The 14,401-nt window shown below is 45.0% G+C and carries 11 protein-coding genes; 2 read left to right on the top strand and 9 right to left on the bottom strand.

All coding sequences use genetic code 11. The features are described 5' to 3' along the window. Positions 1 to 192: 192 nt before the first annotated feature. From EYS05_RS11555 to EYS05_RS11540, 4 genes are all read right to left on the bottom strand, one after another. On the bottom strand, positions 193 to 2,841 hold the full coding sequence (locus EYS05_RS11555; protein ID WP_138277213.1) for an alpha-L-rhamnosidase: 2,649 nt from the start codon (positions 2,839 to 2,841) through the stop codon (positions 193 to 195). A 103-nt stretch (positions 2,842 to 2,944) separates the two neighbouring features. Further along, a complete protein-coding gene (locus tag EYS05_RS11550; RefSeq protein ID WP_138277212.1) occupies positions 2,945 to 3,943 on the bottom strand; it encodes an AraC family transcriptional regulator in 999 nt (332 codons plus the stop codon). Between the two features lie 105 nt (positions 3,944 to 4,048). Further along, on the bottom strand, positions 4,049 to 4,723 hold the full coding sequence (gene sigE / locus EYS05_RS11545; RefSeq protein WP_330673376.1) for an RNA polymerase sporulation sigma factor SigE: 675 nt from the start codon (positions 4,721 to 4,723) through the stop codon (positions 4,049 to 4,051). A gap of 67 nt (positions 4,724 to 4,790) precedes the next feature. Then, the gene (locus EYS05_RS11540) at positions 4,791 to 5,642 is read right to left on the bottom strand and encodes a sigma-E processing peptidase SpoIIGA (protein WP_158293332.1); all 852 of its coding nucleotides are present in this window, start codon (positions 5,640 to 5,642) and stop codon (positions 4,791 to 4,793) included. 297 nt (positions 5,643 to 5,939) lie between these two features. Here EYS05_RS11540 and EYS05_RS11535 point away from each other — a divergent pair, with 297 nt between their 5' ends. Beyond that, entirely contained in the window at positions 5,940 to 6,806 is an 867-nt protein-coding gene (locus EYS05_RS11535; RefSeq protein ID WP_138277210.1) for a shikimate dehydrogenase, read from the top strand. A 126-nt stretch (positions 6,807 to 6,932) separates the two neighbouring features. Here the strand turns inward: EYS05_RS11535 and thrS are convergent, their stop codons facing one another. The 4 genes from thrS to EYS05_RS11515 form a co-directional block, all read right to left on the bottom strand. After that, entirely contained in the window at positions 6,933 to 8,894 is a 1,962-nt protein-coding gene (thrS, locus tag EYS05_RS11530; RefSeq protein WP_118513107.1) for a threonine--tRNA ligase, read from the bottom strand. A gap of 422 nt (positions 8,895 to 9,316) precedes the next feature. Continuing rightward, entirely contained in the window at positions 9,317 to 9,799 is a 483-nt protein-coding gene (locus tag EYS05_RS11525; RefSeq protein ID WP_118513106.1) for a YdcF family protein, read from the bottom strand. Beyond that, positions 9,799 to 10,308 (bottom strand): SEC-C metal-binding domain-containing protein, encoded by a 510-nt coding sequence (locus EYS05_RS11520; RefSeq protein ID WP_110102484.1) that lies wholly within the window; start codon positions 10,306 to 10,308, stop codon positions 9,799 to 9,801. The genes EYS05_RS11525 and EYS05_RS11520 overlap by 1 nt, the downstream gene beginning before the upstream one ends. A gap of 237 nt (positions 10,309 to 10,545) precedes the next feature. Further along, complete coding sequence (locus EYS05_RS11515) at positions 10,546 to 12,114, bottom strand: alpha-L-rhamnosidase-related protein (protein WP_138277209.1); 1,569 nt, start codon at positions 12,112 to 12,114, stop codon at positions 10,546 to 10,548. Between the two features lie 175 nt (positions 12,115 to 12,289). On the opposite strand from EYS05_RS11515, the gene EYS05_RS11510 reads away from it, so the two are divergent. Continuing rightward, positions 12,290 to 13,342, top strand: a complete 1,053-nt coding sequence (locus EYS05_RS11510) for a helix-turn-helix transcriptional regulator (protein ID WP_158293331.1) — start codon at positions 12,290 to 12,292, stop codon at positions 13,340 to 13,342. 123 nt (positions 13,343 to 13,465) lie between these two features. On the opposite strand, the gene EYS05_RS11505 is transcribed toward EYS05_RS11510, so the two are convergent. After that, positions 13,466 to 14,287: an HAD-IA family hydrolase gene (locus EYS05_RS11505; protein WP_015527102.1), complete on the bottom strand. Its 822-nt coding sequence runs from the start codon at positions 14,285 to 14,287 to the stop codon at positions 13,466 to 13,468. Positions 14,288 to 14,401: the final 114 nt, after the last annotated feature.

Below are 14,401 nucleotides of genomic sequence, written 5' to 3'. Positions count from 1 at the left end.
TTTGTTCATTCTGTAGTTCTGTAAACACTCTGTATTTATTATACCGAAGGTCTCTGACGAATTCTACTGTATTTCCCGGAATTTTAAATCTTCTCTCTGCCTCCTGCTCTGGTCAAAAAAGGCAGCTGCCCACAGCCTATCTTCCGGATAGGCCTGGCAGCCGCCTTTTCTAAAAAATACCTCTCTTTTTTCTTATCTCACAAAATGGATCTCATAATCTCCGGATCCGGTCTCTGCCTGCATAAATCCGTCTGCGGCTGTGAAGTTAAGTCCATCTGCGGCTTTCACTACCTTTGCACCGTCCAGGCAGATAGTTGCAGTTGTATTTGCAGGTATGGAAACATGCAGAACCGTCTCTCCCGGTTTTTCTTCCCAGAAGCTTCTTACCGGTCCGTATACAGAACGATACTCAGCCTTTACATAGTCCAGGTTTCCACCCATTCTCGGATAGATTACTGCATGTTTGTATCCAGGTTCCTTCTCATCCACCTCAAGGCCTGCCATCACACGAACCAGCCACTCTCCGATAGAACCGTAAGCATAGTGATTGAAGGAGTTCATATCTGCACTCCACATGGTTCCGTCCGGCTTCAGGCCATCCCAGTGCTCCCAGACTGTAGTTGCGCCCATTTTTACCTGATACAGCCATGATGGGAAATCATCTTTCAGAAGCAAGTCGTAAGCTTCTTTTACATGTCCGTTCTGGCTTAATGCGTGGCAGAAATACGGAGTTCCCACAAATCCGGTTACAAGATGATCGTTCTCTTTTTTCAGAAGTCTCAAAAGCCCCTGAACGGTTTTCTCTTTATATTTTTCCGGTACCAGTTCGAAGTACAGTGCCACGATATGTGCGGTCTGCGTCTGTGCTGTCATCTCACCGTTTTCATCAAAGAAGGTTCTCTGGAATTTATCTACAACTTTATTGTAAAGATCTGTGTACTCTTTCACGTCCTCAGTGCATCCCAGGGCTTCTGCTGCTTTTACAAACAGACCTGTGGAATATGCAAAGTATGCAGTACAGGTCAGATCATTCGGTGTTGCACCGAAATAGCTGCCTTCCTCAGCATCCAAAGCTACCCAGTCACCGAACTGCAGCTTGTAGTTCCAGATATAATCCACAGAATATTCTCTCATAAAGTTGATCCAGTTCTTCATGCTGTTGTACTGGATCTTCAGAATCTCTTTGTCACCAAACGTCAGATACATGGTCCAGGGATTGATCACAGCCACATCTGCCCAAGCTGCTGCAGAATGACTTCCCTGCTCAAGGAGCCAGTTATCCCCTTCGTTTCCGGAAATGATATCCGGAACAACATGGGCAACACCGCCTTCCTCTGTCTGGTCTGCCTCCACATCACGGAGCCATTTTCGGTAGAAGGAGTAGGTATTTTCAAGGAAGCATGCCGTACGGCAGAAGATCTCTGCATCACCGGTCCATCCAAGACGCTCATCTCTCTGCGGGCAGTCTGTGGGAACATCCACAAAATTGCTCTTCAGTCCCCAGAGAATATTATGTGCAAGCTGATTCAGATCCGGATTCGATGTCTCAAGGAATCCTGTACGCTCCATCTTGGTATGGATGGCATTTGCCGTGAAATTGTCAAGGGATGGCTCGCCTGGAAAGGAAACGATCTTCGCATAGCGGAATCCCATAAATGTGAATGACGGACGGTATGTGATGGTTCCGTCTTCCCCGAATGTATACTGAAGAGATTCCTTTGCCCCTCTCAGGTTATCCAGATATACATTTCCTTTGGAATCCAGCACCTCAAAGCAGTCCAGACGGATTACATCACCTTTTTTACCTGCTGCGGTAACCTGAATAAGAGCACTCATATTCTGGCCGAAATCAATCACCAGATCTCCCTGTGGTGTCTCAAAAATTTTTTTTGGTTTTACTTCATCCATAAGGGAAACCTTTCCGCTTCCCTGTCCGGTAAGAACAGAAAAATCGTAATCCAGTTTACGGACCGGCTTCCACTGTCCGGCTGTACATCCGGCCTCTGCCCATCCTTTGATCTCTTTTGCTCCGTCGTAGATCTCACCATCGTAGATCTCCGCAAACACAACCGGTGCATCTGCACCGCTCCAGCTCTCATCTGTCACAAAAAGCTCTTCGGTCCCATCCGCATAACGGATCACCATCTGCGCCAGAAGTGCCGTATTCTCTCCATAGTGATTTCTGTTCTTTTCAAGGCCTTCAAATCCCATTTTACCTTTATACCAGCCTGCTGCCAGCACGGCACCTGCCGCATTTTTGCCTTCTTTCAGGTAATCCGTTACTTCGTAAGTCTGGAAGCAAAGATGTTTACGGTAGGATGTCCATCCTGGTGTCAGTTCATCATTTCCTACTTTTCTGCCATTGAGATAGAAATGATACAGTCCCAGTGCAGTTGCGGATACATAGGCTTCTTTTACAGGTTTTTTCACTGTAAATTCATTTCTTACATAGGTACCCTTGGAATTATCTTTATCTGCCTCTTCCTCTGCAGATACAAACACCGCTTTCCACTGACTGTTATCCAGAATTCCTGTGACAAACGATGTCTCTGCCCATTCTGTTTCTTCTCCGTTGGCAGTTACTTTTACACGAGCAAAATATTTCTTCTGGGATTCAAGTTTCACATCCTCAGGAATGATCTGCGCAGATGCATCACTGTTCATTCTTCCGCTTTTATAGATTTTTTTCTCAAAATCCTTATCCTCGGCAATTTCCAGTTCCCAGGTATCCTGGCGCACATTTCTCTTATCACTTTCTAATGTCCAGCTGAACTCCGGAATATGTGTGATTCCAATCTGTTCTTTCTCATAATCCATGCGGATCTCATTGATTTTTAACATAGGTTCTACCCCCGATTTTCCATGATATTATCAGTTCTTACAGAGATGGTAACAAAAAAAGCGTCATCCTTCAATAACGCTTTTTCATCAAAATATTAACCATTTATAAGGTGTTTCGATATTCTTTCCGATACTGCGCCGGTGTACACCCCTCTGCCTCACGGAATTTCCGGTAAAAGAAATTCATATTGTTGTAACCACACAGTGGAATCAGCTCTGAAAGCGGCAGTTCCGTTGTTTCCAGAAGCATCCTTGCTTTTTTCAGGCGCTGTTCCTGAACATGTTCCACAAAGCTTCTTCCTGTTTTTTCTTTCAGAAGAGCTGTGAGATAATTTCCATGCATTCCAAATGCCCTTCCCATTTCCGGAAGTGTGCATGTTTCGTAATTTTTTTCGATATAGGAAAGAAGCTCCAGGATCTGTACCTCCTTTGCAACAGATGCCTGTTTCTTTGTCTCGTCACGCCAGGTCCTGAGAAGCTCTGTAAACAGAATGATCACATAGCTTTCCATCACCTCTTCCATACCGATATCCCGGGCATAATACTCAGATATGATCTGCTCCATGATCTCACCCACCCGGTTGTTCCCATGAGTTTTAAAATACAGATAATGCTTTTTCTTCCTGCTTCTGGTCACCGATTCCGCAAGGAACTCCGAAACTATTCCCTGGCGCGGCATCCGGCTCAGAAAGGCAGTGTCAAAGAATTCCCGGCTCATAAGGATATTTACCAGAATATCGTTTTCACCGCCCGCCTCGATCGCGTGCACTGCCTGGGTATCAAAAATACAGACATCTCCCTCGCTGGTAACGATCTTCTTCCCTTCTATGGTCTGACTGCAGCTTCCTGACCAGAGGTAACAAAGCTCTATATAATCATGCTGGTGGGGCAGGACTCTCACATAGCGGTCCTGCCTGCTTACCACGATTTTTTCTCCCGGTGCCATAAACAGGCTTCCCTCAAAAAGATAAGTTCCCTGGCCGGCCTTTGCAAAACGGCAGGTATCCTGCCTTTGCAGTTCCTCCAGGGAAATCCCTTCCAAAATCTCTTTTTCTCTTGGTGTTATCTTTCTCAGATAACGGTCAAGCTCTTCTCTGTCCATCGTATTTCTTTAAACTCCTCGTTTACCGGAAAATGACTGTTTCCGCTCTTTTTTTCCAATATAACACGTTGTCCCTGTCCGGTAAACCGTTTTTTCCGGTTTCTTCTATTCATACTTTACGATTTCTTTCCGCAGCCGCTTCATGATCCGCTTTTCCAGGCGGGAAATGTAGGATTGCGAAATTCCTAAAAGATCCGCTACCTCCTTCTGTGTTTTCTCTCTTCCTTCCCGGTTTCCGATCCCGAATCGCAGACGGATGATCATCTGTTCCCGCTTTGTCAGTTTGCTGATGGCTTTTCCAAGAAGTGCGATCTCCACCTCATCTTCCAGACGTCTGGAGATCACATCGTCATCCGTTCCCAGGATATCCGAAAGCAGCAGCTCATTTCCATCCCAGTCCACATTCAGCGGCTCATCAATGGAAACCTCCATCTTTGTTTTACTGTTTCTCCTCAGATACATCAGAATCTCATTTTCGATACATCGTGATGCATAGGTAGCAAGCTTGATATTTTTTACCGGATCAAAGGTATTGATAGCCTTTATGAGCCCTATGGTTCCGATGGAGATCAGATCCTCCACACCTACCCCTGTATTGTCAAATTTCTTTGCAATATAAACCACCAGCCGTAGATTGTGCTCGATCAGAACCGACTTTCCTTCTTTTTCCTTTTCTGTTCCCAGCATTTCGATCACTTCAGCCTCCCGTTCTGCTGACAACGGCGCCGGAAGGATATCATTTCCACCAATATAAAAAACCTCTCCCGGACGATTGAACATAAATTTCCGGATCACCTGAAACGGATAGGATCTTGCAGCTGCTCTGTTCATAACAAAAGCCCCCTTCTCAATTTAATAGTCTGGAATTCAAAAGTATCTCGTACTCTTCTCCCAAAGCTGAGGGCTCGGATGTTATGGCAAGCACCGGTTTTCCTACATGTATCACCCTTCCGGGAGTCTGGATCAGAAGTTCATCAAGGATCACTGCCAGCAGCAGTCCCTTTTTTCCATCTGCGGTATGACAGCTCAGAAAATGCGGCTGCAGGCTGACAAATCCTGTATTTTCCAGTTCCTCTGGTTTATCTTTTATATCCATCAGTTTTTTCACCTGCTCTTTCGATATCAGGCTTCCCAAAAGTTCCTGTTTGATGATCGATACCGGCTGTTTTTTCACAGGATCCATAAGGAGATTTCCGGTATCATAAAAGCCGTATGTCTGCTTCAGCTTCCCCTGATATTTCAAAGTGACCGGGAAAATATTTCTTCTTCCAAACCGGAAGGTCTCAGTCACACATCCCAGGGTATAAAGTGTGCCATAAATCCCTGACAGAAAAAGCAGAAATATTTTCACTGTCATGGCTCTTTCCGTTTCCAGTGCATGATAGATCCCTCCAAACACAAAAGCTGTGAAATACAGAGCCAGAATGGTTTTTGCAAGAAGGCCGCCTTTTTTCAGTCGAAAAGCAAACGACGCCATAAAAAAAGCGCAGCCGCCATGGATCAGTACAGCGGCAGGAAAAATGATCTTAAAAGGTGCACATACAAGCAGGCAGGATACAAAAGATCCAAAGGCAGCGGATATCACACATCTTCTGCGTTTCCCGTCAAGATGCAGAAATTTTCCCACAAGTCTTAAAAGCATGTAATCCATAAGGAAATTCGTCATAAAAACGATATCTATGTATATCCTCTGATACATAAGCTTCCCCCACTGCTGTTTCGTCTGCCATCGATTCTCAACTTTGGTAAGTGCATTTATTATAGGGCAGGCTCTTTGCATATTTTGTCAAATCCGGATGTCGATTCTCCAAACTTATCGGGTCATTTCTGTCTGTCTCGACATTTATAGTTTTTTTCTATGAATCAACGACAAAAATGTATAAATTTCCGTACAATATTTGTATTTGTTGATTTTCGCACTTTATAGTGCTAAAATATTTTTTATTATATTTCGTAAAGAAATTCTATTTTATGAGATACAGGAGGGAATCGAACAATGATCAATATTACCGGACATACCGGGCTTACCGGCCTTCTGGGAAGCCCCGTCGCACACAGCGTATCACCTTTAATGCACAATGAGGCATTCCGTTATCTTGGACTTGATTATGTGTATCTCTGTTTTGATGTAACAGAGGAGACCCTTCCCCAGGCTGTGGAAGGACTGAAAGCCTGTGGGATCAAGGGCTTTAACCTGACCATGCCAAACAAGAATAAGATCGTGGAGTTTTTGGACGAGCTTTCTCCCACTGCCCAGCTGATCGGAGCGGTAAATACCGTACGCAACGACAATGGAAAATTAAAGGGGTTTAATACCGATGGTTATGGATTTACCCAGTCTGCCAGAGATGCCGGCTGTGATGTAAAAGGACGAACCATCACCGTTATGGGCGTCGGTGGTGCCGGAATGGCGATCTGCGGCCAGTCCGCCCTGGAGGGGGCAAAAAAGATCCATGTTTTTGCACGTCCTACCAGCCGTTACTGGGAGCGCGCCGCTGCCATGGCAGAAAAAATGTCTCATATGACAGAATGTGAGATGATACTTCATGAGATGGATGATCACACTGCGCTGAAGGATGCACTGGAGGAAAGCAATCTCCTCATCAATGCAACTTCTGTGGGAATGGTTCCGGATGTGACAGGCACCGTGATTCCGGATAAGACTCTGTTCCATCCGGAACTTACCGTAGCCGATGTTGTGTATGAACCAAGAGAAACCAGACTCCTTCGGGAAGCCCGGGAAGCCGGATGTCCAACCTTTAACGGAATGTACATGCTGCTCCACCAGGGTGTAAAGGCTTTCCACATCTGGACCGGACTGGACATGCCGGTTGAACTCGTCCGGGAGAAATATTTTAAATAAAAAATATCCGGCAACATTGACCGCCTCCGCATCACAGCGTGGCCTCAATATTGTCGGATCAAGAATAAAGGCGGCCCGCTTATCACACGGGTCGCCTTTTATTTATCTATTGATCATCTATTTTTCTTATTTCTTCTCTTCCTGAACCTCAATCTTACGGATTGTTTTGTTCTTAATCTCTTCCTTGATGAAACTGATGAACTCACCAAGATCTTTCATTCCCTCATCGCCAAGATAACGGCTTCTTACGGAAACCTTACCCTCTTCTTCCTCTTTTGCTCCAACGATAAGCATGTAAGGTACTCTCTCAAGACGTGCCTCACGGATCTTGTATCCCATCTTCTCGGAACGTCCGTCTACAGAGCAGCGGATTCCTGCTTCTCTCATCTGAGCTTCAACCTTCTGTGCATAATCGTTGTACTTCTCGGAGATTGGGATCACACGAACCTGCTCAGGGCAAAGCCATGTCGGGAACATTCCTGCGTATTTCTCAATGAGCCATGCCAGTGTTCTCTCATAGCATCCCATGGATGTACGGTGGATGATGTACGGACGCTGTTTGTCGCCATTCTCATCGATATAGTACATATCAAACTGCTCTGCAAGAAGTGCATCCCACTGGATCGTGATCATGGTGTCTTCTTTTCCGTATACGTTCTTTGCGTTGATATCAACCTTCGGTCCGTAGAAAGCAGCCTCTCCTACATCCTCTGTAAACGGAATATTCAGCTCGTTCAGCATCTGGCGGATATGACCTTCTGTCTCCTCCCATACTTCCGGCTCACCGATGTATTTCTCTTTATTTTTCGGATCCCATTTGGAAAGATGATAGGTTACATCCTCCTCAACACCAAGTACCTGGAGACAGTACTGGGCAAGTGCGATACAATCTTTGAACTCTTTTACCATCTGATCCGGTCTTACGATCAGATGACCCTCAGAGATCGTAAACTGACGAACTCGTGTCAGGCCGTGCATCTCACCGGAATCCTCATTACGGAACAGTGTGGAAGTTTCGCCGAGACGGATCGGCAGATCACGATAGCTGTGCTGCTCTGCTTTGTATACATAGTACTGGAACGGGCATGTCATCGGACGAAGTGCGTAAACCTCTTTGTCCTTCTCCTCATCACCAAGTACGAACATACCGTCCTTGTAATGATCCCAGTGTCCGGAGATCTTGTAAAGATCGCTCTTTGCCATAAGAGGAGTCTTTGTTCTTACATAGCCACGTTTTGTCTCCTCATCCTCGATCCATCTCTGCAGCTCCTGCATCATGATCACACCGTTTGGCATGATAAGCGGAAGTCCCTGTCCGATCACATCTACAGTTGTGAAGATCTTCATCTCACGACCAAGCTTGTTATGGTCACGTCTCTTTGCCTCTTCCATCTGCTCCAGATGCTCTTTCAGCTCATCCTTTGTAGCATAGGCAGTTCCGTAGATACGTGTGAGCATTGCATTCTTCTCGCTGCCTCTCCAGTATGCGCTGGAAGAAGAAAGAAGCTTGAATGCCTTGATACCTTTTACACTCATCAGGTGCGGGCCTGCACAAAGGTCTGTCCAGTCTCCCTGTGAATAAAAGGAAATCTCTTCTCCCTCAGGAAGATCCTCGATCAGTTCAATCTTGTATGGCTCATTTTTCTCTTTGAAGTATGCGATGGCATCTTCACGGGATTTTGTGAAACGCTCGATCTTTGCGCCTTTTTTGATGATCTTTTTCATCTCTTTCTCAATGGCGTCAAGATCCTCACGGGAAAATGGCTCGTGGTCGAAATCATAGTAGAAGCCTGTATCAATGGATGGTCCGATGGCAACCTTTGCCTCCGGGTATAAGTTCTGTACAGCCTGTGCCATTACGTGAGATGCTGTATGGCGGAGAACTGCAAGGCCCTTCTCGTCTTTTGCTGTGAGGATGTTCAGTTCACAGTCACTGTCAAGAACGGTACGAAGATCTACAACCTCTCCGTTTACCTCTCCTGCACATGCTGCACGTGCGAGACCTTCGCTGATGTCATAGGCGATATCGATCACAGATTTTGCTTCTGCGTATTCTTTTTTTGAGCCGTCTTTTAATGTAATGATCATTGTTTTTTTCTCCTTTCATTTTAAATGAAGTTTCTATGATACACAGCATGTGTCTGCTTTTGCAAGAGATTCTGCAATAAAAAAATCCCTCACAGTACATCACATACTGTAAGGGACGAGTTCATTCATTCTCGCGGTTCCACCCTGCTTGCTCTGCTGCCCGGTCATGCCAGGATACAAAGCCTCTCAATTATGATGATAACGGAATCACCGGACCGGATTGGGGCCACTCAGAGGTAGTCTTCGGCTGTTTCCCGATAAGATGTTTCCAGCACTTCACATCTCTCTCTGTAACGTTTCACAGCTTACTCGTCTCGTCAGCGTGTTTTTTATTTCTTTTTCTGTGGTTCATTATAAGCGCAGCATTTTTATTTGTCAACTCATGTTGACAAAATTTTTGAGATTTCTCTTCTCGCACAGATCTACAGATTTCCCATGAGTTTATCTTTGATAATGGCCAGAATCTCACGGGGAATGTAGATAAAAAGACGCCAGCTTCGATACCGGGAAGGTACCATTATCACTTCCCGAAAGCCACATTTTCTCGCAATGGCCGCGCCCCTCCATACATGAAAATTGTTCGTCACCACGCCTACGGAACAGTCTGTGTTTCCAATCTTTCTGCAGCTGAATTCCAAATTCTCTTTCGTACTGGTGGATTCCTCTTCCCGTATCAGTCTGTCCCCGTCTATTCCGTGACCGGTAAGATAGCGATACATAGCCTCTGCCTCGGAAATATTTTCTCCATCACCTTTTCCTCCGGAGAGCACTGCTTTCGTCCCCGGATTTTCTTCAAGATAAAGAAGAGCCCTTCTGGCTCGTTCCAGAAGGGCAAGTGTCATCCGTGTTCCGTCCACATGGGCACCTAACACGATAATGTAATCCAGATTCTTCTTTACGCTCATTATCTTCCGCAGCAGTGTTTGTATTTCTTGCCGCTTCCGCATGGGCACGGATCGTTTCTTCCGACCTTGTGCGGTTTCACAACTGTGCCGGATTTCTTCTGCTCCATGTAGAGAGTTTTCTTTTTCTCTTCTGTGAAGATCTTGTCCCACTGAGGAAGGTTGTAAAGCCAGTCAGCCTTGGCATCTACCATGTTCTTATAGAGTGCCTCTTTATCAAATGCAAGGTTTACCTTGGTATTCTCATCCATGGTCTCGATCGGGTTCGGAACCTTCAGACTGTCATTGATTCCGTCAAGGAAACCAACCATAGTCATAACATCCTGACCGTATTTCTCAGCAAGCTCTTTTACAGTTCCGGAAACAACCTCATCCGGGTTCTCAAGAAGCTGCTCATAAATATTCTTTTCAATGTTAAAATAATTTGCCCAGAAGCGCTGAAGCTTATTCTTATCTGCATTCTGATTATAAGCAATGGAACGCCACTGCTCAAGAATTGTCATATCGCTCATTGTCTGATCCTCTTTTCCAAAATTTTAGATAAATAAGACGGAGATTTATATTCCGCTTCGCAATTTCTACTTATTATATCATCTTTTGGCGAAGAAATCAAATATATCTGTTTCATATCCGAGTTATTTTATCACACTGAGTTACTGTTCACTCCGTTCTCAATAACACGCTTCGCGATGCACAGAATTTATGCTGATCGCATAAATTCGCGCCCCCCCGCAGGGGACTTACCTGCTTCAGTTAAAATATTTTCTGAGAAGATAAGTCGGAGTGCAGCTCCATGCGTGGCAGTAACTGTTGACAATGCTGCTTCCATATGGAGATTCTGCAGGATTTTCAGGATTATAAAGCTCCCAGAATGTATCCGCACCGTGGTTTATCATTCCGCCCCAGTAATATTTCATATATTTCATTGCCTGGTCTTTTTTACCACACAGCAGAAGTGCTTCCACAAAATGATGGTTCATATACGGAGAAACCATTCCCTTTTCCGGCTTCAGTTCCACCAGACGATCCAGTATTTCTGCTCCTTCTTCGCCGCTGACTGCTTCCGCCAGGATCATCCATACCTGACTTGCATAGTTGATCTGTTTTTCGTCGCCACTGACGAACAGCCCGCTCTCTTCATCAAAAAGATATTTTTTTGCAGACGCTGTTTTTGCCTCAGCCTCTTTTTTCAGTTCTTCTGCTTTTTCCATATCTCCGAGAAGTTCTGCGATCTTCTGTACTTTCTTCGCACAGTAGATATAAACACCCTGCATTGCACTCTGTTTGTTCAGACCCTCTGTCCAGTCGATAAAGCCCCAGAAACCATCTCCGTTTTTCATAAGTCCGTTTTCATCGAACTGCTCTTTTGCGATCTCCATCTGACGGTATGCACAGGCACTTAAATCCTTTAAGGCCTCCTTGTCACCGGATGCTTCGTAGTAGTCACAGAGGGCTGCTCCGAAGAACATAGAGTAATCCAGAAGGAAGGTATCATCCACAATAAATTTCGGTTCTGTGAAAAGGCAGGCACTTACCTGTCCATTGTCCTTTGTCTGGCCTGCAAACAGATACAGGCATCTTTTTACCAGCTCCATGTTGTGGAATGTCTCATAATTTGCAAGCGCCTGAAGTCTTAAATCTCCAAGCCACAGACGGCGGTCTCTCTTGGGGCCGTCCTCAAATACGGTCTGCATGCAGTTTTGCAGGGTACGAAGACTGACACGATCCAGTCTGCGGATCACTTCATCCTCACTTTCCACCGGCTTCACATCTTCCATTCTGACAGAAGAAACACTGGTACAGAATACATCTTCCACTACCATCTGCCATTTCATGGAAGTGTCTATAGCTTCGATCTCCATATAACGGAAGGCATATCTTCTCGGAAGCTTCAGTTCTGCCGGAAGAACATCGATATGGATAAATTCTTCCTGTATCCAGCTTCTGCTGATCCATCCGTCATAGTCTGCAGAATCCTCGGTCATCTCCTTGGCGATCTCTCCGAACTTCAATCTAAAAAATGCCGGTGCGTCCTGAGGACTTCCTACAGAGTTCAGCTTCAGGGTCACGTATCCTACCTGATGATCTCCAAAATCCAGACAGATCTTGTCTCCCTTTGCAAGATGATAGCCTGAAAGATTTTTGATCTCATCCTTTTTGTGAACCTCCGGATAGACCTCCTCTGTTTTTACGATGTCTACAATAGAAACCGGATGAACTACCGTTTTCAGTAACTCCGGTGTACATGCTTCTGCTTTTTTTACAAAATCCTCATTGGTCACACGGACCATATTAAGATCAATACTTACCTCTGCCATTATATGGATATTCTCCTTTCATCCAGTTCTTCGATGATTCTTTCTGCATTACTATACACTTTTTCACTTTTTCTTCCAATTGTGATTTTTTTTATAAAACACTGATGTTTTTTTGGGTGATTATGATATACTTTACTCACCTGTTATGAAAAAGTTACATGGAAAGAGGACAGTCATGAAGCTTACCAGAGAAGAATTTCAGAAATATATTTATTCCTACAACGACGATGAGACTTTTTATAAGACACTTTATCTGCAGGAGAAGGAACATCCGGAGACTTTTCATGAATATTGCCTGACACTGGACCGTAAAAAGATTTATGAACACCGGCTTTATGTACCGGAGCTTCAGACCGAAGCCTGGTATCCCTATATGAAAGAAACCGATCTTTTTCATGATATAAATGGCAATATCGTGCTTTCCAAGCATTACCGCTATACCCCTGTTTTTCCCCATGAACATGAATTTTTTGAGATTCTCTGTCTGTATGACGGAACTGCCCACACTACGATACAGGGGATTGAACACACTTTGCATACCGGAGATATCTGTATCATCCCACCGCATACCACTCACAGTGTGGGGATCTTTGATGACAGTGTTGCTTTTAATATTCTGGTACGTAGCTCCACCTTTCAGTCCACATTCTTCCAGTCACTGACGGCAGACAGTGCCCTGACGCAGTTTTTTGCCCATGTGCTGTACCGCAAGACCGTGGGAAATTATCTGATCTTTCACAGTGGAAATGATGCACAGATCCATGACATGCTGGAAAATCTCTATATCGAATATCTCGGCCACGCCAAATACAGCTGCACCTTTCTCAACTCCATGCTGGTCATGTTCTGGGCCATGCTGCTGCGTTTTCACGAAAATGATATTGAATCCATCCTTACAAAGAACAGCACCGGGAAGTCTGTGACGGAAATCCTAAACTACCTGAACTGCAACTATCAAAGCGTCACTTTACGTGACGCTGCGAGGCATTTTGGCTACAGTATTTCTCACTTCAGTACTCTGATCAGAGAGAGTACCGGGCGCACGTTTTTGCAGATCATCCGGGATATCAAGCTGGACCAGGCATGCCGCGCCCTGCGCGAAACATCTCTCAGCAATCTTGCGATCTGCGAACTTGTAGGATATGAAAGTCCGGAACATTTTATGCGTACTTTTAAAAAAGCATATGGAATGACTCCTGGTGAATACCGGAAGAAGAACAGGGAATAAATCTTATATATTTTCTGTATAACAGATGCCGTTCCGGGATATACTTATCATATCCTCCCCTTTAAAATGCAGAGGGCTTCGCGATGGTGCAGGTCCTCTGCGTTTCTCTTTTCACACTGAAGGTCATTTCACACCAAGCTTCTCAAGCGCCTTCGCCGCCTGCTTCAGATTCTCAAACTGAATGGTATGGATACCGGCTTTTCCGGCTCCCTCACAGTTCACGGCACGATCATCCAGAAATACCGATTTCTCCGGTTTCAGGCTGTAACGCTTCAGAAGTGTTTTGTAAATATCCACCTCAGGCTTGATCTGCTGCACATCACAGGAAAATACCACTCCGTCCATATATTTCAGAAAAGACATATCCTGCTTTGTACGATCCAGCATATAAGTTCCGTAGTTGGAAAGGACATAGAGATGATATCCCTGATTTTTGAGATATTTCACCCAGGTTTCCGCATAATCATACAGATGCATACACTCCGGATCACGTCGTACCACCTCACGGATATCTGCTTCATATTCCGGTGCACTTTCCACAAATTTATCTACATACCAGGACTCCTCATGCTGTCCACGGTCCTGTTCCTCCCAGATCGGGTTTCGAAATACTGCATCTGCGATTTTCTGATACTTTTCTTCCGGGAAGTCATAGCTCCGAAGATACTCTTCCCAGTCATAGCCCATCAGCACATTTCCCACATCAAAAATAATATTCTCGATCATACGGTTTTCATCCTCTCTCGGCTTCTTATTTCCCCAGATCCGGTACGCCATCCAGAAAACATACGCTACGATCGGTACCAGAACTGCTGCCGCAAAAGCCCCCCGGAACAAAGCCTGGGCGTTTTCACTGCTTCCCCAGGCAAATGCCATTGGAAGGCAGAATATAAGAAGTAATATGACAACACCTGCAAGTGCTGCGATTCTTTTAAAATTTTTCATTGAGCTTCCTTTCACATGATACATCCGCTATTCTATCTGTTATTTTAACTGAATATCTCTTTGAAACAAAAGGGCGCCGGAGAAATTCTTCCCCGGCGCTTCCTGTTGTCATAA

This window comes from Blautia sp. SC05B48 (genome assembly GCF_005848555.1).
Lineage (GTDB): Bacteria > Bacillota > Clostridia > Lachnospirales > Lachnospiraceae > Blautia_A.
Note: the sequence above shows the minus strand (reverse complement) of the source record. Positions and strands in the feature narration are given on the sequence as shown.